Annotated in this window: 19 protein-coding genes; 10 read left to right on the forward strand and 9 right to left on the reverse strand. The window is 69.2% G+C overall.

Annotated elements, in window-relative coordinates; genetic code table 11:
• The first annotated feature begins 18 nt into the window (after positions 1–18).
• Both OEZ60_RS00395 and OEZ60_RS00400 read left to right on the forward strand, forming a co-directional pair.
• Positions 19–1,239 carry a formate dehydrogenase subunit gamma gene (locus OEZ60_RS00395; protein WP_263332075.1) on the forward strand — a complete coding sequence of 407 codons (1,221 nt, stop codon included), beginning with the start codon at positions 19–21 and terminating at the stop codon, positions 1,237–1,239.
• A 16-nt stretch (positions 1,240–1,255) separates the two neighbouring features.
• The gene (locus OEZ60_RS00400) at positions 1,256–1,381 is read left to right on the forward strand and encodes a hypothetical protein (protein WP_263332076.1); all 126 of its coding nucleotides are present in this window, start codon (positions 1,256–1,258) and stop codon (positions 1,379–1,381) included.
• A 64-nt stretch (positions 1,382–1,445) separates the two neighbouring features.
• On the opposite strand, the gene OEZ60_RS00405 is transcribed toward OEZ60_RS00400, so the two are convergent.
• The 3 genes from OEZ60_RS00405 to mazG form a co-directional block, all read right to left on the reverse strand.
• Positions 1,446–2,453 carry a Fe(3+) ABC transporter substrate-binding protein gene (locus OEZ60_RS00405; protein ID WP_263332078.1) on the reverse strand — a complete coding sequence of 336 codons (1,008 nt, stop codon included), beginning with the start codon at positions 2,451–2,453 and terminating at the stop codon, positions 1,446–1,448.
• A gap of 113 nt (positions 2,454–2,566) precedes the next feature.
• A complete protein-coding gene (locus OEZ60_RS00410; RefSeq protein WP_263332080.1) occupies positions 2,567–3,046 on the reverse strand; it encodes a VOC family protein in 480 nt (159 codons plus the stop codon).
• A 151-nt stretch (positions 3,047–3,197) separates the two neighbouring features.
• A complete protein-coding gene (gene mazG, locus OEZ60_RS00415; RefSeq protein ID WP_263332082.1) occupies positions 3,198–4,034 on the reverse strand; it encodes a nucleoside triphosphate pyrophosphohydrolase in 837 nt (278 codons plus the stop codon).
• Between the two features lie 64 nt (positions 4,035–4,098).
• On the opposite strand from mazG, the gene OEZ60_RS00420 reads away from it, so the two are divergent.
• The 6 genes from OEZ60_RS00420 to OEZ60_RS00445 all read left to right on the forward strand — a co-directional run bounded on the left by OEZ60_RS00420 (position 4,099) and on the right by OEZ60_RS00445 (position 9,951).
• The gene (locus OEZ60_RS00420) at positions 4,099–5,262 is read left to right on the forward strand and encodes a M20 aminoacylase family protein (protein WP_263332084.1); all 1,164 of its coding nucleotides are present in this window, start codon (positions 4,099–4,101) and stop codon (positions 5,260–5,262) included.
• A 212-nt stretch (positions 5,263–5,474) separates the two neighbouring features.
• A complete protein-coding gene (gene speB, locus OEZ60_RS00425; protein ID WP_263332086.1) occupies positions 5,475–6,440 on the forward strand; it encodes an agmatinase in 966 nt (321 codons plus the stop codon).
• A complete protein-coding gene (locus OEZ60_RS00430) occupies positions 6,437–6,877 on the forward strand; it encodes a DUF1499 domain-containing protein (RefSeq protein ID WP_263332088.1) in 441 nt (146 codons plus the stop codon). The genes speB and OEZ60_RS00430 overlap by 4 nt, the downstream gene beginning before the upstream one ends.
• A 222-nt stretch (positions 6,878–7,099) precedes the next feature.
• A complete protein-coding gene (prfA, locus tag OEZ60_RS00435) occupies positions 7,100–8,155 on the forward strand; it encodes a peptide chain release factor 1 (protein ID WP_263332090.1) in 1,056 nt (351 codons plus the stop codon).
• 52 nt (positions 8,156–8,207) lie between these two features.
• Positions 8,208–9,035 carry a peptide chain release factor N(5)-glutamine methyltransferase gene (gene prmC / locus OEZ60_RS00440; protein ID WP_263332092.1) on the forward strand — a complete coding sequence of 276 codons (828 nt, stop codon included), beginning with the start codon at positions 8,208–8,210 and terminating at the stop codon, positions 9,033–9,035.
• Between the two features lie 250 nt (positions 9,036–9,285).
• The gene (locus tag OEZ60_RS00445) at positions 9,286–9,951 is read left to right on the forward strand and encodes a DUF4167 domain-containing protein (RefSeq protein ID WP_263332094.1); all 666 of its coding nucleotides are present in this window, start codon (positions 9,286–9,288) and stop codon (positions 9,949–9,951) included.
• 58 nt (positions 9,952–10,009) lie between these two features.
• Here the strand turns inward: OEZ60_RS00445 and rsmA are convergent, their stop codons facing one another.
• From rsmA to lptF, 6 genes are all read right to left on the reverse strand, one after another.
• Positions 10,010–10,852 (reverse strand): 16S rRNA (adenine(1518)-N(6)/adenine(1519)-N(6))-dimethyltransferase RsmA, encoded by an 843-nt coding sequence (rsmA, locus tag OEZ60_RS00450; protein WP_263332095.1) that lies wholly within the window; start codon positions 10,850–10,852, stop codon positions 10,010–10,012.
• A gap of 88 nt (positions 10,853–10,940) precedes the next feature.
• Positions 10,941–11,924 (reverse strand): 4-hydroxythreonine-4-phosphate dehydrogenase PdxA, encoded by a 984-nt coding sequence (gene pdxA, locus OEZ60_RS00455; RefSeq protein ID WP_263332096.1) that lies wholly within the window; start codon positions 11,922–11,924, stop codon positions 10,941–10,943.
• Between the two features lie 10 nt (positions 11,925–11,934).
• On the reverse strand, positions 11,935–13,233 hold the full coding sequence (locus OEZ60_RS00460) for a peptidylprolyl isomerase (RefSeq protein ID WP_263332098.1): 1,299 nt from the start codon (positions 13,231–13,233) through the stop codon (positions 11,935–11,937).
• Between the two features lie 52 nt (positions 13,234–13,285).
• Positions 13,286–15,439, reverse strand: coding sequence for an LPS-assembly protein LptD (locus tag OEZ60_RS00465; RefSeq protein ID WP_263332099.1), 2,154 nt, complete (start codon positions 15,437–15,439; stop codon positions 13,286–13,288).
• The gene (gene lptG, locus OEZ60_RS00470) at positions 15,439–16,536 is read right to left on the reverse strand and encodes an LPS export ABC transporter permease LptG (protein WP_263332101.1); all 1,098 of its coding nucleotides are present in this window, start codon (positions 16,534–16,536) and stop codon (positions 15,439–15,441) included. Before lptG ends, OEZ60_RS00465 begins: the two co-directional genes overlap by 1 nt.
• The gene (lptF, locus tag OEZ60_RS00475) at positions 16,533–17,663 is read right to left on the reverse strand and encodes an LPS export ABC transporter permease LptF (protein WP_263332104.1); all 1,131 of its coding nucleotides are present in this window, start codon (positions 17,661–17,663) and stop codon (positions 16,533–16,535) included. Before lptF ends, lptG begins: the two co-directional genes overlap by 4 nt.
• Positions 17,664–17,785: 122 nt before the next feature.
• On the opposite strand from lptF, the gene OEZ60_RS00480 reads away from it, so the two are divergent.
• On the forward strand, positions 17,786–19,255 hold the full coding sequence (locus OEZ60_RS00480; RefSeq protein ID WP_263332106.1) for a leucyl aminopeptidase: 1,470 nt from the start codon (positions 17,786–17,788) through the stop codon (positions 19,253–19,255).
• On the forward strand, positions 19,255–19,716 hold the full coding sequence (locus OEZ60_RS00485) for a DNA polymerase III subunit chi (RefSeq protein ID WP_263332109.1): 462 nt from the start codon (positions 19,255–19,257) through the stop codon (positions 19,714–19,716). The genes OEZ60_RS00480 and OEZ60_RS00485 overlap by 1 nt, the downstream gene beginning before the upstream one ends.

Here is a 19,716-nt window from a genome sequence, read left to right on the forward strand (position 1 = left end):
CTGCGATCGGGGGAGAGCATGAGCGTTCGCGGCATTCGCATCCTCTCGGCGGCGATCCTGGCGCTGGGCCTCGCGGCCACCGCGCCGCTGGCCCAGACCGTGGAGGGCGGCGCGGAGGATCCGCGCGCTGCCACCGGTGGGGCGCAGACGCTCGAGGACATCCTCGCGCGGCAGCGGGGCGAAAAGATCGACGACAGCTTCCGGCGCGGGGAAACCGGTGATCCCGCGTCGGCCGCCGACCCCTCCGAGCAGCTTGGCACGCTCGGCGGCGTCTCCGACCCCGAGCTTTGGCGCGCCTTACGCTATGGCGAGGCTTCGGTGACGGTCTCGACCTCGGCGCCCGCGGCGGGCGTGGTGATCCAGGACGGCGGCATGCGCTGGCTGAAGTTCCGCGAGGGGCCGCTGCTGATCTACGGCGGCTACGGGCTCATCGCCATGATCGCGGTGATCCTGCCCTTCTTCCTTCTCCGGGGCCGGATCCGCATCGAGGGCGGGCGCACCGGGCAAACCGTGCGCCGCTTCGGCGCGGTCGAACGCTTCGGCCACTGGCTGATGGCGGGTTCGTTCATCGTGCTGGCGCTGACCGGGCTGATGATTCTCTTCGGCCGGATCGCGCTGATCCCGCTCCTCGGCAAGGAGGCCTATGCGCCCCTCGCCGCGGCCGGGAAATGGGCGCACAACAACTTCTCCTGGGCCTTCATGGCCGGGCTCGCGCTGGTCATCGTGGTCTGGATCGGCCACAACCTCCCGAACCGGCACGATCTGGTGTGGCTCGCCAAGGGGGGCGGCCTCTTCAGCAAGGGTGTGCACCCGCCGGCGCGCAAGTTCAACGCGGGTCAGAAGATCGTCTTCTGGGCGGTTGTGGTGCTCGGCCTGTCGATCTCGCTCTCGGGGCTCTCGCTCCTTTTTCCGTTCGAATTGCCGATGTTCGCCAAGACCTTCGAGGTGCTGAACGCGACCGGCCTTCCGCAGCTTGTCGGCCTCGGGCCATTGCCCGAGGTGCTTGGGCCGCATCAGGAAATGCAACTGGCGCAGGCCTGGCACGGCATCGTCGCCTTCGCCTTCATCGCCATCATCATCGCCCATATCTACCTCGGCTCGATCGGCATGGAAGGCGCCTTCGACGCGGTCGGATCGGGCGAGGTCGACGTGCAATGGGCCAAGGAGCACCATTCGCTGTGGTACGAGGAGGTGACCGGCGCCGCGCCGGACCACCCGCCGGGCGCCCCGGCCGAGTGAGCGGGAAGGAGAGGCGATGAAGGTAATGCTGCTCGCGTTCCTGTCGGCCGCCGCAATCGCGGTCCTGGCTGACTTTGCGCTCGACCGCGCGGGCTTTTCCGCGCGCGAGGTGACGAGCGGGCCGTCGGTTCGGCTCGATTGACGGCAGCCAAAAATGCAAAATGCGCCGGGAAGGGCCCGGCGCATTTCGTTTCTTGAACAGCGGATTAGCCGTCGAAGTTCACTTCTTCCATCAACTTCAGCGCCTCGGGCCGCGACTTCGCGACATCCATGAGGTTGAGGCTGTCCGGGGTGAACTCGCCCCAGCTTGCGACCACTTCCGACCGCGCCACGCCCGGCTTGACCGGGAATTCGTGGTTGAGCCCGGCATAGATCTTCTGCGCCTCGTCGGACGACAGGAACTCCATCAGTTTCAGCGCCGCGTCATGGTTCGGCGCCGACTTGGTCATCGCCACGCCCGAGACGTTCATATGGGTGCCGTCGCCTTCGAACACCGGGTAGACGATGCGCACCGAGTTGGCCCATTCGACCTGCTCGGGATCGCTCAGCATCGCGCCCATGTAATAGGTATTGCCAAGCGAGATGTCGCATTCGCCGGCCCAGATCGACTTCACCTGCGCCCGATCGTTGCCCTCGGGCTTGCGGGCGAGGTTGGCGCGCAGGCCGGTGGCCCATTCCTTCGCATATTCGGCGCCGTGATGCTCGATCATCGCCGCCATCAGCGCGAGGTTGTAGTCATGCGTCCCCGGACGGGTGCAGATCCGGCCCTGCCATTTCGGGTCCGCGAGATCCTCGTAGGTCGTCACCTCGCCATCGGCCACGCGCTCCTTCGAGGCATAGACGATGCGGGCGCGGGTCGTGAGCCCGAACCACTGGTTGCCGGGGTCGCGGAACTCCGCCGGGATGTTGGCGGCGAGCACTTCGGAGGAGACCGGCTGGGTCACGCCCGCCTCGACCACCTGCGAGAGCTTGGCGATGTCGACGGTCATCACGAGGTCGGCCGGGCTGCGGTCGCCCTCGCTCGATAGCCGCTCGACCAGGCCCTTGTCGACATGGGCGACATTGACGGCGATGCCGGTCTCGGCGGTGAAGGCGTCGAAGAGCGGTTGCACCAGTTCCGGCTGGCGCGACGAGTAGACGTTGACTTCTTCGGCGAGCGCAGGTCCGGCGAGAGCGGCGAGCGAAAGGGCGAAAAGCGGTGTCCGCAGGGACATAGTCGACTCCTTTGGTCAGATATTCTGGCGTCCTTATTCCCGACCTGCAGGGGCGCGTCAATACCTGATTAAACTGGTCGCCTATTTGGCCGCAGGCGTCATCCCCGGCAATTTCAGCCGCGAACGGCGGCCTCGATCGCGGCGACGTCGATCCGGGTCATCGTCATCATCGCGTCGAAGGCGCGTTTCGCGGCCTCGCCGCCGGCCGCCAGCGCTCCGGTCAGGACGCGCGGCGTGATCTGCCACGAGATCCCCCAGCGGTCCTTGCACCAGCCGCAGGCGCTTTCCTGCCCGCCGTTGCCGATGATCGCGTTCCAATAGCGGTCGGTTTCCGCCTGGTCGTCGGTGGTGATCTGGAACGAGAAGGCTTCGGAGTGGCAGAAGGCCGGACCGCCGTTGAGGCCGAAGCAGGGGAGGCCGAGGACCGTGAATTCGACCGTCAGCACGTCGCCCGCCTTGCCCGACGGATAGTCGGAGGGCGCGCGGAAGACCGCGCCGACCGAACTCTCGGGGAACGTCGCCGCATAGAAGCGGGCCGCTTCCTCCGCGTCCCTGTCGTACCAGAGGCAGATCGTGGTCTTGGCGGTTGGCATGTGCGATCCCCGTTTAGCGAGCGCTGGCTCGGGGACCGGAAGCGCCGGCACCGCCCCGTGCCGGGATCAACGATACCGGCTCAGCCCTGCGTGCCGCAAGCGATTGCCGAGGCCGGCTGGGTGCGGAGACCGAGAGCCGTCGGGCAGCCGGCTATTTCGCCGCCTTCTCCAGCCGTTTCGCCTCGTCCCAGAGCGCGTCCATCTCGGCGAGGTCGGACTCTTCAGGGCGCTTGCCCCGGTGGGCGAGCGCGGATTCGATCGAGGCAAAGCGCCGGGTGAACTTGGCGTTGGCGGCCCGGAGCGCCGCCTCCGGGTCGATCCTGAGATGCCGCGCGAGATTGGCGATCACGAAGAGAAGATCGCCGAACTCCTCGAATATCTCGGTCTCCGTCATCGTGGCGCGGGCCTCCTGCAGCTCGCGCGCCTCCTCGGTAATCTTGTCGACGACCTCGGCGGTCGAGGGCCAGTCGAAGCCGACGCGCGCGGCGCGGTTCTGCAGCTTCACCGCCCGCGTCAGCGCCGGCAGCCCCATCGCGATACCATCCAGCGTGCCGCGCGCCGCCGCGCCCGCGCGTTCGGCCGCCTTCATCCGCTCCCAGTCGCGGGTCTGGTCCTCGGCACTCTTGTCGCGGCTTTCGTCGCCGAAGACATGGGGGTGGCGCGCGACCATCTTGTCGGAGATCGCGCGGATTACCTCGGCGAACCCGAAATGACCGGCCTCGGAGGCCATCTGCGCGTGATAGACCGTCTGCAGCAGCAGGTCGCCCAGCTCGCCTCGCAACTCGCCCCAGGCCTCGCGCTCGATCGCGTCGGCGACCTCGTAGGCCTCCTCGATCGTGTAGGGCGCGATGGTCGTAAAATCCTGCTCGATGTCCCAGGGACAGCCGGTCGCGGGATCCCTGAGCCGCGCCATGATCTCCAGAAGCCGCGGCAGCCCGCCCTCGGGATCGTGGATCAGGCGGTCCGAGGCGTGGCGGTCGAGGGTCATTGCGTGCTCCGGGATTTTGCGGTCATCTGGGGCGCAGTATTCGCAATAGCGCCCGAGAGTCCACATGGCCGTCCTCAACCGCATCGCCGCCTACGCCCCCGAGATGGCGGAATGGCGCCGCCAACTGCACCGCCACCCGGAGCTGCGCTTCGCCTGCCACAAGACCGCGGCCTTCGTCGCCGCGAAGCTGCGCGAGTTCGGCGTCGACGAGATCCACGAGGGGATCGCCGAGACCGGGATCGTCGCGCTGATCGACGGCGAGGGCGAGGGGCCGGTGATCGGTCTCAGGGCCGACATGGACGCGCTGCCGATCACCGAGGCGACTGGCGTCGAACACGCCTCGGAAGTGCCCGGCGTCATGCATGCCTGCGGCCATGACGGCCATACCGCGATGCTCCTCGGCGCGGCCAAGTACCTTGCCGAGACCCGCCGCTTCCGCGGCCGCGTCGCGCTGATCTTCCAGCCCGCCGAGGAGGATGGCGGCGGCGGCGAGGTCATGGTGAAGGAGGGCATCCTCGAACGCTTCGGCATCGGCGAGGTCTATGCGCTCCACAACTCGCCGACCGTTCCACTCGGCCATTTCGTGACCACGCCGGGCCCGATCATGGCCTCGGTCGATACCGCCCGCGTGACACTGACCGGAAGGGGCGGCCACGGCGCCTATCCGCACGAATGCGTCGACCCGATCCCGGCGCTGGTCGGCATGGTCGGCGCGCTGCAGACGATCGCCAGCCGCAACATCGATCCCCTGGACGAGGTCGTGGTCTCGGTGACCGAGATCCACGCCGGCACCGCCTCGAACATCATCCCCGAGACCGCCTGGTTCGGCGCGACGATCCGCAGCTTCCGCCCCGAGGTGCGGGCCCGGATCCAGACGCGGTTCGAGGAGATCGTCGCCGGCCATGCCGCCGCCTATGGCGTGCAGGCCGAGATCGACTACGAACTCGGCTACCCCGCGACCGTGAACGCCCCCGACCAGACCGCCTTCGCGGTCGAGACCGCCCGCGACGTGTCGGGCGCCGCGGCGGTCGAGGCCGAGGGCGGACGCGAGATGGGGGCGGAGGATTTCTCCTACCTCCTCGAAAAGCGCCCCGGCTGCTACCTCTTCCTCGGCCAGGGCAAGGGGGCGGGGCTGCACCACCCGGCCTACGAGTTCAACGACGAAGCCGCCCCCTATGGCGCGAGCTTCTTCGCCCGGCTGGTGGAGCGCGCCCAGCCGCTCGGGTAGATCTTCCGGCTTTCATATCGCGCCGTAACGATATGAAAATTATATGAAATACCTGACACCAAGACAGCGGCGCCGCACCTTCGGGTTTCGACATGTCCGTGATTTGATCAAATTATCTTGACAAATCGACCGGTCGCGGCGCGTTATGGGGCACCCGGATCGGCGACATCTCCGGCCCCGAACGATGTCCGAAACTTCACGGAGATGGTTCCATGGCATTGGCAGATGCAAAGACCCAGGTCGATCTGGCCTTCACCAGCGAGACGCGGCGCGGGCTCGCCTACGAGAACGTGTTCGGCGGCGCGACGAGCTTCCTCAGGCGGCGCTACAGCAAGGACCTGACCGGCGTCGACCTCGCGATCACCGGGGTGCCGTTCGATCAGGCGGTGACCAACCGCACCGGCACGAGGTTCGGGCCGCGCGCGGTCCGCGAGGCCTCCGCGCTTCAGCCCTGCGATCCGCCCTATGGCTGGGGCTACTCGCCGCTCGACGAGTTCGACATCGTCGATTACGGCGACCTCGCCTTCGATTATGCCAAGGTCTCGGCCTTCCCCGACACGCTCACCGAGCACATCCGCGGCATCCTCGCGGCCGGTGCGGGCAGTGTAACGCTCGGCGGCGACCACTACATCACCTTCCCGATCCTGAAGGCCTATGCCGAGAAGTACGGGCCGATCTCGCTTCTCCATTTCGACGCCCATTCCGACACCTGGGTCGACGAGGATTTCGAGCGGATCGACCACGGCACGATGTTCTACAAGGCGATCAAGTCCGGCATCGTCGACCCCAGAACCAGCGTGCAGGTCGGCATCCGCACCCATAACGACGACTTCATGGGCGTGAACGTGATCGACGCGCGTGAGGTGCACGAGACCGGTGCGGCTGAAGTCGCAAGGAAAATCAAGGCGGTGATCGGCGACCGCCCAACCTACCTCACCTTCGACATCGATTGCCTCGACCCCGCCTTCGCGCCCGGCACCGGCACCCCGGTCTGGGGCGGGCTCGCCTCGTGGCAGGTCGCGGCGATCCTGCGCGACCTTGCCGGCATCAATCTCGTCGGCGGCGATGTCGTCGAGGTCTCGCCGGCCTACGACACCACGGGCGCCACCGCGATCGCCGGCGCCCATGTCGCGCATGAGCTGATCTGCCTCTACTGCTGGCAGAAGCGCAAAGGGTGAGGCTGGCGCTCCTCCTCCTTGCGCTTCTCGTCGGAGCGGGCCTGGCGTGGATTCGCCTCGCCCCCTCCGACCCGGCGCGCTGGCATGTCGATCCTGCCGTGCCCGGCGCCGACACCCTGACCGGAGAGCCGGGCGGCGCGCGCGGAGCCCTGACCTTGCCTGGCCGGAGCCCCGCCGAGGTCCTCGCCCGGCTCGATGCCATCGCGCGCGCCACGAGGCGCACGACACGCCTTGCCGGCAGCCCGGAGGAGGGCCGCATCACCTGGCTCACCCGGTCCGCCGCCTTTGGCTTCCCCGACTACACAACGGCGCAGGCGGTTCAAAACGGATCTGAAGTCGAGCTCACGCTGCACGCCCGTCAACGCTTCGGCCGCGACGACTTCGGCGTCAATGCCGCCCGGCTCCGGGACTGGACCGCCGCGTTAACGACGCCTTAGGGTCGTGATCAGATCTTCCGGCCCCCCGCATTCCATTACCCGACGCCCCGTCGGCCCCGCGTACCCATCCCATGCGACATGCGTACACAGCGGAGCGACGGCATGACCGGCACCTTCCGCCTGCCTTCTTCATTGCCGAAATACCCCACGGGGGCCCGGGGGTGTGAAACCCCCGGCCGCTCCCCCCTTGACCGACGCCCGGACAAGAGCGAAACCGCACCGATGGTACCCTTGGACAAGCTCGCCCAGATCACCCGCCGCTTCGAGTTCCTCGAGGCCAAGCTCTCGGCCGGCACCGCGCCCGCCGAGATCGCCCAGCTCAGCCGCGAATATTCCGAGCTGAAGCCGGTCGCGGCCGAGATCGCCGCCTACCGCCAGGCGCTCGACGATCTCGACGAGGCCGAGGTGATGCTCGCCGACCCCGAGATGCGCGCGCTCGCCGAGGACGAGATCCCGGCCCTCAAGGCGCGGATCCCCGAGATGGAGGCAAGGCTCCGGATCGCGCTCCTGCCCAAGGATGCCGCCGATGCCCGCCCCGCGATCCTCGAGATCCGGCCCGGGACGGGCGGCGAGGAGGCCGCTCTCTTCGCCAGCGATCTCCTCCGGATGTATCAGAAACACGCCGAGGCACAGGGCTGGCGCTTCGAACTGCTCGAACTCAGCGAGACCGAGCTCGGCGGCGTCAAGGAGGCGATGGCGCGGATCGAGGGCGAGGGGGTCTTCGCCCGGCTCAAGTACGAATCCGGCGTCCACCGGGTCCAGCGCGTGCCGGAAACGGAATCGGGCGGCCGCATCCATACCTCGGCCGCGACCGTCGCGGTCCTGCCCGAGGCCGAGGAGGTCGATATCGAGATCCCGGCCTCCGACATCCGCATCGACACGATGCGCTCCTCCGGCGCGGGCGGCCAGCACGTCAACACCACCGATTCCGCGGTCAGGATCACCCACCTTCCGACCGGCATCGTCGTCACCTCATCGGAAAAGTCCCAGCACCAGAACCGCGCCAACGCGATGGCGGTGCTGCGCGCCCGGCTCTACGACCTCGAACGGAGCCGCGCGGACGATGCCCGCGCCGCCGAGCGCAAGGCGCAAGTCGGCTCCGGCGACCGCTCCGAGCGGATCCGCACCTACAACTTCCCGCAAGGCCGGTTGACCGATCACCGCATAAACCTCACGCTCTACCGGCTCGACCAGGTGATGCAGGGCGACCTGACCGAGATCATCGACGCGCTCACCGCCGAGGACCAGGCGGCGAAGCTTGCGGAGATGGAGGCGTGAGACGCCTCGTTCTCGGGCCTGCGGCCCTGACCATCGGCGGCAGGGCGCGCCGGTGACCGGGTCGGAACTGCTCGCCGCCGCCGTGCGGCGGCTCGGCGCGGCGGGGATCGAGGGCGCGCCGCGCGATGCCCGCCGGCTCCTCGCCCATGCGCTCGGCATCGCACCGGAGCGGGTGAGCCTCATCCTGCCAGACCCTGTCGGCCCGGCCGCGCTCACCGCGTTCGAGGCGGCCGTCGCGCGGCGGATCGCCCGCGAGCCGGTGAGCCAGATCACCGGCGGGCGCGATTTCTACGGACGGCGCTTCCGGGTGACGTGCGACACGCTCGATCCGCGCCCCGAAACCGAGGCGCTGATCGCCGCGGCGCTGGAGCGGCGCTTCGGCACTGTCCTCGACCTCGGCACCGGAACCGGCTGCATCCTCCTGACGCTTCTGGCGGAAAGGCCGGAGGCCGAGGGGCTCGGCGCCGATCTGAGCCCGGCCGCGCTCGATGTCGCGCGCGGCAATGCCGCGGCGCTCGGGCTCGCGGAGCGCGCCCGGTTCCTGCGCTCGGACTGGTTCGCGAGCGTCACGGGGCGCTTCGACCTCATCGTCTCGAACCCGCCCTATATCGCCGCAGACGAGATGGCCGGGCTTGCGCCCGAGGTGCGTGACTGGGAGCCGCACCTCGCACTCACGCCCGGCGGAGACGGGATCGACGCTTACCGCGCGATCGCGGGCGGCGCGGCGGCGCATCTTGTGCCCGGGGGGACGGTCATCGTCGAGATCGGCGCGAGCCAGGGCCCGGCGGTCGCGGAACTGTTCCGCGCGGCGGGGTTCGCACGGGTGACGGTCCGGCCCGATCTCGACGGCCGCGACCGGGTCGTGGTGGCCGAAAGGTGACATCGGGGTGCTTTTTGCGCTAAGATTACCGCAGCGATAGTGGAAATCCGCCGGCGCCGCGAGATTCCGCTTGCCGAGGCCCGCACATCATGCATTAAGGGAGCCGTGACGGGTGGAGCGTTTGGCGCCGCCCGGACCGCTTCGCCCAGCACGATCAGGAACCGCAGGCCGACGCCGGACAGTCCCGGCACAGGACGCGGAACCGGGCAAGCCCGCTCACAAGCCCTTTGGCTCGGACAGACGAAAGCACATGAGATCATCCAAATCCCGTTCGCGTTCGAAATCGAACCGTCAACGCTCGCTCGGTAACATCGTCAACCGGGTCTTCGATTCCTCCGGCCCGGAGGGCAAGGTCCGCGGCACCCCGCAGCAGATCATCGACAAGTACCTGACGCTGGCGCGCGACGCTCAGCTCTCGAACGACCGGGTGGCCGAGCAGAACTTCCTCCAGCATGCCGAGCACTACACGCGCATGCTGGGCGAGGCGCAGCGCGAGATGAGCCGCGAGCAGGAGCAGCGCCAGCAGCAGGGCGAGGGCGGCAACGGTCCGGCCCAGCCCGGGCAGGGGCAGGGCGGCAATGGCGGCGAGCGCCAGAACCAACGGCCCCGCTACGAGGAGCGTAACGGCCGCGACGCGGGCGAGTTCCGCTCGGGGCCGATGCCCACGGCGCGCGACGAGGCTGAGGATGACGGTCCGGGTCTGGTCGAGACGCCGGAATCGAGCCCGCGTGCCATGCCGTCGGCGACGATGATGCCCGAACTGCCGCAGCCGACCGAGGAACCCGCTCCGGCGGCCGAGAAGAAGACCGGCCGCGGGTCACGCGGGCCCCGCAAGCCGCGCGAGAAGCGCGCCGCCGAGCCCAAGGCGAAGGACGACACGCCGGGCGACGGGAACCCGGTCGACGTGGCCGAATAACCTCGGTTTTCAAGGAATACCCCGAACGGCCCGACCTCAAGGTTCGGGCCGTTTGCGTTCAGCCTTCCGCGAGCAGCCGCGCGAGGCGGCAGAAGGCTTCGAGCGATATCTCTTCGGCCCGCGCCGTGGGCGCGATCCCGGCGGCCTCGAGCTTTGCCTCGATTCCCGGCGCCACCGATTTCAGGCTGGCCCGGAGCATCTTTCGGCGCTGGTTGAAGCCGGCCGCGACGATCCGGTTGAGGATCTTCGGGTCGGCCGGAAAGCGCGGCGCGGGCAGCGCGGTGAGGTGGACGACGGCGGAGTGGATCTTCGGCGGCGGGGTGAAGGCCTCGGGCGGCAGGGTCATCACGATGCGGGCGTCGGTGAGCCACTGGGCGAGGAGCGCGAGCCGGCCATAGGCCTTGGAGCCGGGCTGGGCGACGATCCGTTCGGCCACCTCCTTCTGGAACATCAGCGTCAGGCTGTCCCAGACCGGCGGCCAGGCGGGCGGCGTGAGCCAGCGGGTCAGAAGCTCGGTGCCGACGTTGTAAGGCAGGTTGGCGACGATGCGGATCGGCGGTGTGAGATGGGTGAGCGGATCGATCTCGAGCGCGTCGGCATTGATGACCTCGAGCCGGCCGGGATAGGCGGTGGCGATCTCGGCCAGCGCGGGCAGGCAGCGGGCATCCTTCTCGACGGCAAGCACGCGGCGTGCGCCCTCGGCGAGGAGCCCCCGGGTAAGACCGCCGGGACCGGGCCCGACCTCGAGCACGTCGCACTTCGTCAGGTCGCCGGCACAGCGGGCGATCTTGGCAGTCAGGTTGAGGTCCAGAAGGAAGTTCTGGCCGAGGTTCTTCTTGGCCGCGATCCCGTGCGTGGCGATCACCTCGCGCAGCGGCGGCAGGCCGTCTAGTGCCGCCATGTGTCGTTCCCTCCGGCTTTCGGGATGCGATTTTTCTGCGAAAAATCGGCGAACTTCCGCGGAAAATTCGGGGGCTGCTGGAACGGTCTCATGCGCGGTCTGCCTGACGGGCGCAGGTCATCTCCCGCGCAAGTTTCAGCGCGGCGATCAGGCTTGCCGGGTCGGCGACGCCCTGGCCGGCGATGTCGAAGGCGGTGCCGTGATCGGGCGAGGTGCGGATGAAGGGCAGGCCGAGCGTCACGTTGACGCCGCCGGCGAAATCGAGCGTCTTGATCGGGATCAGCGCCTGGTCGTGATACATGCAGATCGCCGCGTCATAGCGTGCCCGCGCGGCGGGGTGGAACATCGTGTCGGCGGGAAGTGGACCGGCAACCGCGATGCCCTCGGCGCGGAGGCGCTCGAGCACCGGCGCGATCACGCGCGTCTCCTCGTCGCCCATCGCGCCGCCCTCGCCCGCATGGGGGTTGAGGCCGGCCACCGCGAGGCGCGGCGCGGCGAGGCCGAAATCGCGGATCAGGCCGGCATGGGTGATGCGGATCGTCTCCTCGAGAAGCGCCGGCGTGAGCCGGGCGGGAACCTCGGAGAGCGGGATGTGGATCGTCGTGGGCACGACCCGCAGGTCGGGGCAGGCGAGCATCATCACGACGCGCGCGCCGCCGGCCAGGTCGGCGAGATATTCGGTATGGCCTGGAAAGGCGAAGCCCGCGCCGTCCTTCAGCGACTTCTTGTGGATCGGCGCGGTGCAGAGCGCCGCCGCCTCGCCGCGCGTGACCAGCCTTACCGCGCGCGCGATCACCTCGATCACGGCGCGGGCATTGGCGGGACGGGGCGCGCCCGGCGGCGCCGCCTCGGGGAAGGCGTGGGTGAGGACCGGCAGCCGGCCGGCGGGCACCGCGAGTGCCTCGGCGGGATGTGCGATCTCCTGAAGCCCGGTGCCCGGCGGCAGGTGCGCCGGGTCACCGATCCAGAAGAAGGGCAGCGAGGCGCCGAGCGCGGCCCGCGCCTTGACGGCGATCTCGGGGCCGATGCCGGAAGGCTCGCCGCAGCTCAGCGCGATGGGCAGATCCTGCATCGGGTCCGCGTCACGGCCGGTGGATGATCGCGGCCGAGCGCAGTTCGGCGAGATAGCCGTCGGCGAGGTTGCCGAGCCGCTGGTTGGTCAGCTCCTCGCGGATCTGGGCGCGGCTCGGGCCGGCGCCGAAGCCGAGCTCGGGATCGATGGCCGGGGCGCCCTCGGGGGCGATCGCGGCCGGGTCGACGACCGGGGCGCCGCCTTCGGCGAGGGTCGCGTCGCGGTCGCAGAGCATCAGGAAGACCTGCGCGTTGCCGCGGGTGAGGGCGGTTGAGACCTCGTTCTCGTCGAGCCCGGCGAGGACGGAGGCGATGTCGGCGGGCACCTGGCCGAGGGGCCGCGTCTCGCGGATCAGCTGGGTGGCAGGGGCGCCGCGGAGCACGCGGTAGAGGTCGTCGCAGGTGTCGGCCTTGGCGCGTATCCGCGCGGCCTCGGCCTGGGCATCGGCGGTGCCGGCGCCGGGGATCAGGTACTGCGCGTAATCGACCGTGATGTTGGCCGGCTTGATCTCGCCCCCTTCGCTCGTGCCGCGCATGCGGAAGATCGCCATGGCGTCGCCGAGCGGGATCGGCGGGCTCACCTGGCCCTGGGCGAGGCCCGCCACGGCCGGGCGGATCTGCGCGGGCAGGTTGGTCAGGGGGATCCAGCCGATCTGGCCGCCGCGGTCGCGCGAGGGCGCGGCGGAATGGGCGCGGGCGGCGCGGGCGAAATCACCCTCGGAGCGGATCGTCTCGGAGAGCTCGGTCGCGAGGCGGCGGATCTCGAAGGAGGTGTCGGGGCGGACCGGCAGCAGGATCTCGGAGAGGAGCACGCGCGGGCCCGCGCCGCGGCCGGCTTCGACCGAGAGCGCGCGGTCGATCTCGGCGTCGGAGATGACGATCTGCTTTGCGTAGCGTGCGCGCACCGCCTCGCGCCACGCGAGGCCGGAGCTGACGAAGTCGCGGAACGTCTCGGGCGCGACCCCGCCCTGGCCGATCGCCGTGACGAACTCCTCGGCGCTGAGATTGGCGCGGGCGGCGAATTCGGTCATGCCGGCGGCGATCTGTTCCTCAGTCAGGGTGATTTCGGCGGCCTCGGCGGCCTGGCTGCGCAGCCGGTCGTCGATCAGGCCCTTCTCGGCCTCGACCGCCGGATCGCCGGGCGCGCGCAGGAGCTGCAGGAAGCGGATTCGCTGCTCGAGCTCGTACTGGGTGACCGCGGAGTCGTTGACGATCACCGCCGTCGAGAACCGGCTGCCCTGCGCCATTGCCGGCAGCGCGGTGGTCGTGGCCGCCGCGAGGGCGAGAGAGAGGAGGAAGGGGAAGCGCATCGTCTGTCGTCCGTCTGCTCTGTTCTTCGTTTCGATTTCCGTCCCGTCGTCGTCAGTAAGAGCAACTGCGGCGGTAGCGTCGCCCGTCGTTGCCGGTCCCGAACCCGTTCATGACCACCGAGACGTTGAAATCCGTGCTGGGGTTCACACTAGTCGAGGACGTGAACCGACGCGAGAGCGAAAGATCGATCGTCGCGCATTCGCTGAGATAGGTCAGGCCGAGCCCGGCGCGGACCGCGCTCGCGGCCTCGAAGTCGTAGCGCCCCGAGATCCGGCCGCGCCAGTTGCGGCTGACGTCCCAGCGGGCGTTCATCAGCAGTTCCGAGCTTGGCGACGGCCGGCCCTCGATCGGGTCCTCGACGAGCCAGAGATAGCTCGCCGCGACGGCGTAGCGGTCGCGCGCATAGGCGATGCCGAGCTCGTCGAGGCTGAAATCCAACCCGTCGTCGAAGAGCGCGCGGTTGACCACGGTCAGGCCCTGGCCGGAATCTACCCGCGCCGAGACGAGCCAGTCCGACGCCGTCCCGTCGAGCCCGCTGCCCGGCGTGAACTGGCCGAGGTCCTCGGCCCGGAAGATCCGGCCGGCCGTCACGCCCATCGACCAGCCGCCGGGCGCGTGGCGGGTCCAGCCGAACCCGACGTTGAGCCGCGTGCCGAGTTCGTGCCGGTCGGCGCCCGGGAAGCGATTGAAGCCGAAGAGGTTGCCCTCGTCGAAGGCGACCACCTGACTGTCCTCGTTGGGTACGTCGTCGGCCGTGTCGGGGCTCCAGACCAGCTGGACCACCGGTTCGAGCACCTGGCTTGCGCCGCGATCCTCGTAGCGGACCCAGGGCCAGCGGAGCTCGACCGCGCCGGCCGGTGTGAACCGGGTCACGGTGCCGGGATAGCTCGCGTCCTGGCTGATCGCGTAGACATCGGCGGTGGCCTGGAGCTCGGTCGAGACGACCATGCCATTGGCGAGAACCCAGTTGCGGCGCCAGTCGCCCCGGAGCGTCGCGCGCGCGACGTCGCGGCCGTCGGTGATGCCGTCGCCGTTGGCGTCGGTGTCGATCTCGGAACTGCGGCGCAGGGAATGGGACTGCACCGTGATCTGGCCCTCGCCGCCGAGCTGGCTGGGCGCGAAGCGGCGCTTGAACGTCACATCGCCGACCCAGGTCGGCAGTACCGAATTGTCGTCGCCGGAGCGGATCGACCAGTAGCGGAAGAGCCGCGCGTCGATATGTTCGTTGCGCCGCGTCCGGGTCACCGAGACGCCGCTCCTGAGCCGGTCCGTCTCGCTGATGTCGTAGTCGAGCAGGTAGGCGTCATCGGTCACGCCTTGCAGCGTGAAGTCGAGCCGGAAGTCGCGCGGCAGTCGGAAGCTGCCTTCGGCGAAGAGATAGCCGCGGGTCTTGCCGGGAACGATGTCGTCGTCGCTCAGGGCGCCGTTGAACTCGACCGTCCCGGTGCGGAACGCCTCGCGGTAGCGGAACTCCAGCGTTTGGGTCCGGCTTAACGAGAGATAAGGCGTGAACGTGACGTCGCGGCTGTCGCCGAGCGGCAGGAAATAGGGCAGCTTGACGCCGAAGCCGAGCGCCGAGGTCGTGCGGAAGCGCGGAATCAGGAAGCCCGGCGCGCGGTCGAGCGTCGGGTCGGGCATCCGGAGGCGCGGCGTGTAGAAGATCGGCACGCCGGAGACGCGGAACTGCGCGTGCTGGTAGTAGAGCATGCGCTTCTCGCGATCGTGGATCACCCGGCGGGCGCGGATCTCCCAGAGCGGAACGGGGTTGCTCGGGCAGACCTGGCAGGAGGAGGCGACGACCTTGTCGAAGGCGGTGTAGCGGCCGCCGCCCGTGCGCCGCAGTTCGACGGCGGCGAGCTGGAGCTGCTGGTCGAGCATCATCCGCGCGCTTCGGAGCACCCCCTCGGTCAGGTCGCGTGACATTTCGCCGGAATCGGCGAGCGCGACCGCGCCCTGGCCGTCGATCAGCTTGATCGGGCCGGTGATGAGGATCCGGTCGCCGGTGCTGTCGTAGACGATCTTCTCGGCGGTGAGCCGGGCGCCCTTGTAGAGCACCTCGACCGCGCCCTCGGCGGTGAGCGTGTCGTCGCCCGTGAGGTAGACCCGGTCGGCGACGAGCGTTGCCGTGGCCTGCGCGGCATCATCCTGCGCGACGGCGGGGCTTGCGAGCAGAAGGGCCGCGATCACGGCGGCAATCAGGCGCATCAGCCGTCCTCCAGATGCAGCACGAGGCTCAGCGACAGGAGGGCCGCCGCGAGCGGCGGGCTCCAGGCGGCGAGCGCGACCGGGATCTGGCCATTCTCGCCGAGGACCTGGGCGAAGTTGCGCAGGAGAAAGATCGCGAAGCCCGAGACGATCGCCAGGAGCACCATCATCCCGGTGCGGCCCGAGCGGGCGTGGCGCATCGTGAAGCCGGCGCCGACCAGCACCATCGCGACGAGCAAGAGCGGCAGCGCGAGCTCCATCTGTAGCCAGACATTGTGTTTGCGCGCCGAGAAACCGGCGCGTTCGAGGCTGTCGATGAAGGCCGGCAGTTCCCAGATCGGGATCGTCGAGGGCGCGCCGAAGCTCTCGCGGATCTGGTCAGCGGTGAGGTCGGAGGCGAGGCGAAAGACATCGAAGCGGGTCGCGTCGCGTTCGGGATTGGCGCCGAGCACGAAAGGCCAGCGCTTGGCATCCCTCAGGATCCAGGCACCTTCGCCCAGCGTCGCCTCCGCCGCGTCGACCCGCGAAACCGGGCCACTTTCCGGCGCGAAGGTGGTGAACGAGACGCCGTAGAGCGTGGTGCCGTCGGAATTGGCGCGCGCGGCGCGGATCACGGTCTGGCCGTCGGGGCCGCCCTGGCGGAGCCAGAGGCCTTCGCGGGACACCGACAGCACGTTGCCGTCGCCGAGCTTGTAGCGGCTCGACAGTTCCTCGTACCGCTTGGCGGTGCCCGCGACGATCGGGTTGAGGATCGTGATCGCGATCGCGCCGATGACGAGGGCGGCGGCGAGCGGCGCCATGAGCATGCTCAACGCCGAGCGGCCGGCGGCGCGGATCACCACCAGTTCGGAGGAGCGCGCGAGCGCGAGGAAGAGAGCGATCGCGGCGAGGATCACCGTCATCGGCAGGATCCGGTAGGCCGATTGCGGCGTGTTGAGGAGCGCCAGCTCGGCGGTGGCGGCGAGGCTGAGGCCCTGGTCCGCGAAGCGGCGGATCTCCTCGACCATGTCGATCAGGTAGAGCACCGCGAAGAAGCCGGCGAAGACCATGAGGAACATGGTGAAGAAGCGCCGGGCGATGTAGAGCGACAGGATCATGACGCCACCGCCCCGACGAGGTCGTGCCGCACCCGCCGGCTCCGCCCCGAGATCGACAGGAGCGCGACGGCGGCCGCAAGACCGGCAAGGATCGGCAGGTAGACGACCGGCCAGAGCTCGGGGTCGCGGGTGGCCATGTTGGTGGCGCCGTTGACGAGGAACTGCACGCCGATCAGCAGGAAGACCGCGACCACGATCTGGCGCCAGAGCCCGAAGCGGCTGTAGCCACCGGTCAGGAGCGTCGAAAACCCGATCAGCGCGGCGACGACGGCGAGGAACGGCTGCGAGAGCCGCTCGTGGCCGGCGAAGAGCATTTCGTTCCGGCTCGCGCCGATCTGCGCGGCCATCGCGGGATCGGGCCAGAGCAGGGTCGCGGTCGAAGCCTCGTCCACCGTGGGCTTGCCTTCGCCCGGCCGGCCGATCAGCGCGCCGATGTCGTAGGAATAGTTCTCGAACCGCGTCAGTGCGAGCGTCTTGGTCTTGGTGTCGAGCGTCTGGATCATCCCGTCGAACATCACCAGTTTCGGCCCCGACTCGGTCCGGACCAGGAGCGCCCGTTCGGCGGTATAGGCGGTGCGCTCGCCCGGGGAACGCATGTCGGAGAGGTAAAGGTCAAGCAGCTCGCCACTCGGGGTGATCTCGCGGATATAGGAGGTGATCTGCGGCGCCGGATGCAGGAAGTCGCCGTCGCCGAGGAACCGCGCGGCGACATTCTCGGCGATCTCGGCGCGCCGTTCGGAGAGCTTGGCCCGGCTCGCCGGGACCAGCGCATGGACGAGGATTGCCATCATCAGGCCGACGACGAGGCCGAAATAGAGCACCGGCCGCGCCAGCCGGAAGGGCGAGAAGCCGGTCGCCTGCATCACCACGAGCTCGCTCTCCGAGGAGAGCCTGTTGGTGACGTAGACCGAGGCGATGAAGGCCGCGACCGGCAGGACGAGGCGGATCACGTTGGGCAGCGTGAGCGCGGTGAATTCGAGGAAGACCCAGGCCGACTGACCGTCGGCGATCAGCTGGTCGAAGAGCAGAACCGCCCGGTTGACCCAGTAGACCGCCACGAGGACGAGCGCGAAGAAGCCGAAAAGCATCATCAGCTGCGACAGCATATACCTGTCGAATCTGGACACTTCGTCTTCTCCTGTTTCCTGCGCGCCCATCCCTAGCCGAAAGCTCCGGGCGGGAAAACTCCTATCTGGCCAAGCACCGGAGCCGCCTGTAGGGTCCGGCAAAACCACGCCGGAGATCCCAGATGAGCGCACCCGTCGCCGTGACCTTCACCGCCACCGATTTCGATGCCCTGACCGCTGCCACAGGCCGGATCGCCGTGATCCTCGCGCCCGATACGCGGCCCGGAACGGTCGCGCGCCGGCTCGACCGGCAGATGAAGGGGGCGATCACCCGCGCGATGGAAGGCAAGGCCTGGGGCAAGCTCAAGCCCGGCGAGGCGATGGACCTGGGTTACCCGGCGGGGCTTCAGGCCGAGGCGGTGCAGCTCGTGAAGCTCGCCCGCCGCGCTTCGGTCGCGGAGGCGCGCAAGGCCGGTGCCGCGATCGGCAAGGCTTTGGGCGAGGGTGGCGTAACGGTCCTTGCCGCGAACCATCCGCGCGCCGCCGAGATCGCGCTCGGCCTCGCGCTTCGGGGCTACGAGTTCGCCGAGTACCGCACCGCCGAGAAGCCCGCGAAGGGCGCGGCGGTGGTCATGGTCGACAAGCCCGAGGATGCCGGGGCGGCCTTCGCGCCGATGGCGTCGGTGGCCGAGGGCGTCTGCTTCACCCGCGATCTCGTCAATGAGCCCGCCAACGTGCTGACCACCAGCGACTTCGCCGACCGGCTGGCGGCGATGAACAAGCTCGGCCTCGCGGTCGAGGTGCTGGAGGAGAAGGAACTCGAAAAGCTTGGGATGCGGGCGCTTCTGGGCGTGGGGCAGGGGTCGGAAAGCCCCTCCAAGGTCGTCGTCATGCAGTGGAACGGCGGCAGGAAGGGCGAGGCGCCCTTCGCGCTCGTCGGCAAGGGCGTGGTGTTCGACACCGGTGGCATCTCGATCAAGCCCGCCCTGGGCATGGAGGAGATGACGATGGACATGGGCGGCGCCGGCGTCGTCGCCGGGGTGATGCGGACGCTCGCGCTGAGGAAGGCCAAGGCCAATGTCGTCGGCCTCGTCGGGCTCGTCGAGAACATGCCGGACGGCAAGGCGCAGCGGCCGGGTGACATCGTCAAATCGATGAAGGGCGACACAATCGAGGTGATCAACACCGATGCCGAGGGGCGGCTGGTGCTGGCCGACGTGCTCTGGTACGCGCAGGAGCGGTTCAAGCCGACCGGCATGATCAACCTCGCGACGCTCACGGGCGCGATCATCATCGGGCTCGGCCACGAGAACGCGGGCGTGTTCTCGAACGACGACAAGCTCTGCGCGGCGTTCCTGAAGGCGGCGGAGGCCGAGGGCGAGGGCGCCTGGCGGATGCCGATGGGGCCGGCCTATGACGAGCTGATCAAGTCGCGGCTCGCCGATATCAAGAACACCGGCGGGCGGCCCGCGGGCTCGATCACCGCGGCGCAGTTCCTGCGCCGCTTCGTCAAGGACGAGACGCCGTGGTGCCATCTCGACATCGCCGGGGTGGCGCTACCGCCGAAGGAGACCGTGCTCGCGCCCAAGGGGGCGTCGGGCTGGGGGGTGATGGCGCTCGACCGGCTGGTACGCGACATGCTGGAGGGCTGATGGGCAACGCGCTCTTCTACCACCTGACGCGGTCGCCCTTGGAGGCGACCTTGCCGATGCTCTTGGCGAAGTCGCTGCAGGCGGGCTGGCATGTGGTGGTGCGGGGGCGCGGGGCGGAGCGTCTCGACTGGCTCGACCAGAAGCTCTGGCTCGGGGGCGAGGAGAGCTTCCTGCCGCACGGCATCGCCGGGGGGCCGCATGACGCGCTGCAGCCGGTTCTGCTGACCCTCGGGGCGGAGGCGCCGAACGGCGCGCAGTGCCTGATGGCGGTCGATGGCGCCGAGATCGCTCCGGAGGAATGCCGCGCGCTGGAGCGGGTCTGCGTGATCTTCGACGGCAACGACCCGGCGGCGGTCGAACGCGCGCGCGGCCAGTGGAAGGCGCTGACCGGCGCCGGCGTACCGGCGCAGTACTGGAGCGAGGAGAGCGGCCGCTGGCAGAAGAAGGCGGAGAGCGGCTGA

It is taken from the genome of Albidovulum salinarum (assembly GCF_025673475.1).
Taxonomy (GTDB): Bacteria; Pseudomonadota; Alphaproteobacteria; order Rhodobacterales; family Rhodobacteraceae; genus Albidovulum; species Albidovulum salinarum.

What these genes read in the sequence shown, in the direction of transcription:
- lptG (WP_263332101.1), bottom strand. Translation starts at nt 16,536, where the DNA reads ATGATCCTGTCGCTCTACATCGCCCGGCGCTTCTTCACCATGTTCCTC.
- rsmA (WP_263332095.1), bottom strand. Translation starts at nt 10,852, where the DNA reads ATGGCGGCACTAGACGGCCTGCCGCCGCTGCGCGAGGTGATCGCCACG.
- prfA (WP_263332090.1), top strand. Translation starts at nt 7,100, where the DNA reads ATGGTACCCTTGGACAAGCTCGCCCAGATCACCCGCCGCTTCGAGTTC.
- OEZ60_RS00465 (WP_263332099.1), bottom strand. Translation starts at nt 15,439, where the DNA reads ATGCGCCTGATTGCCGCCGTGATCGCGGCCCTTCTGCTCGCAAGCCCC.
- pdxA (WP_263332096.1), bottom strand. Translation starts at nt 11,924, where the DNA reads ATGCAGGATCTGCCCATCGCGCTGAGCTGCGGCGAGCCTTCCGGCATC.
- OEZ60_RS00405 (WP_263332078.1), bottom strand. Translation starts at nt 2,453, where the DNA reads ATGTCCCTGCGGACACCGCTTTTCGCCCTTTCGCTCGCCGCTCTCGCC.
- OEZ60_RS00460 (WP_263332098.1), bottom strand. Translation starts at nt 13,233, where the DNA reads ATGCGCTTCCCCTTCCTCCTCTCTCTCGCCCTCGCGGCGGCCACGACC.
- OEZ60_RS00410 (WP_263332080.1), bottom strand. Translation starts at nt 3,046, where the DNA reads ATGCCAACCGCCAAGACCACGATCTGCCTCTGGTACGACAGGGACGCG.
- mazG (WP_263332082.1), bottom strand. Translation starts at nt 4,034, where the DNA reads ATGACCCTCGACCGCCACGCCTCGGACCGCCTGATCCACGATCCCGAG.
- OEZ60_RS00420 (WP_263332084.1), top strand. Translation starts at nt 4,099, where the DNA reads ATGGCCGTCCTCAACCGCATCGCCGCCTACGCCCCCGAGATGGCGGAA.
- OEZ60_RS00395 (WP_263332075.1), top strand. Translation starts at nt 19, where the DNA reads ATGAGCGTTCGCGGCATTCGCATCCTCTCGGCGGCGATCCTGGCGCTG.
- OEZ60_RS00485 (WP_263332109.1), top strand. Translation starts at nt 19,255, where the DNA reads ATGGGCAACGCGCTCTTCTACCACCTGACGCGGTCGCCCTTGGAGGCG.
- OEZ60_RS00400 (WP_263332076.1), top strand. Translation starts at nt 1,256, where the DNA reads ATGAAGGTAATGCTGCTCGCGTTCCTGTCGGCCGCCGCAATCGCGGTC.
- speB (WP_263332086.1), top strand. Translation starts at nt 5,475, where the DNA reads ATGGCATTGGCAGATGCAAAGACCCAGGTCGATCTGGCCTTCACCAGC.
- OEZ60_RS00480 (WP_263332106.1), top strand. Translation starts at nt 17,786, where the DNA reads ATGAGCGCACCCGTCGCCGTGACCTTCACCGCCACCGATTTCGATGCC.
- OEZ60_RS00445 (WP_263332094.1), top strand. Translation starts at nt 9,286, where the DNA reads ATGAGATCATCCAAATCCCGTTCGCGTTCGAAATCGAACCGTCAACGC.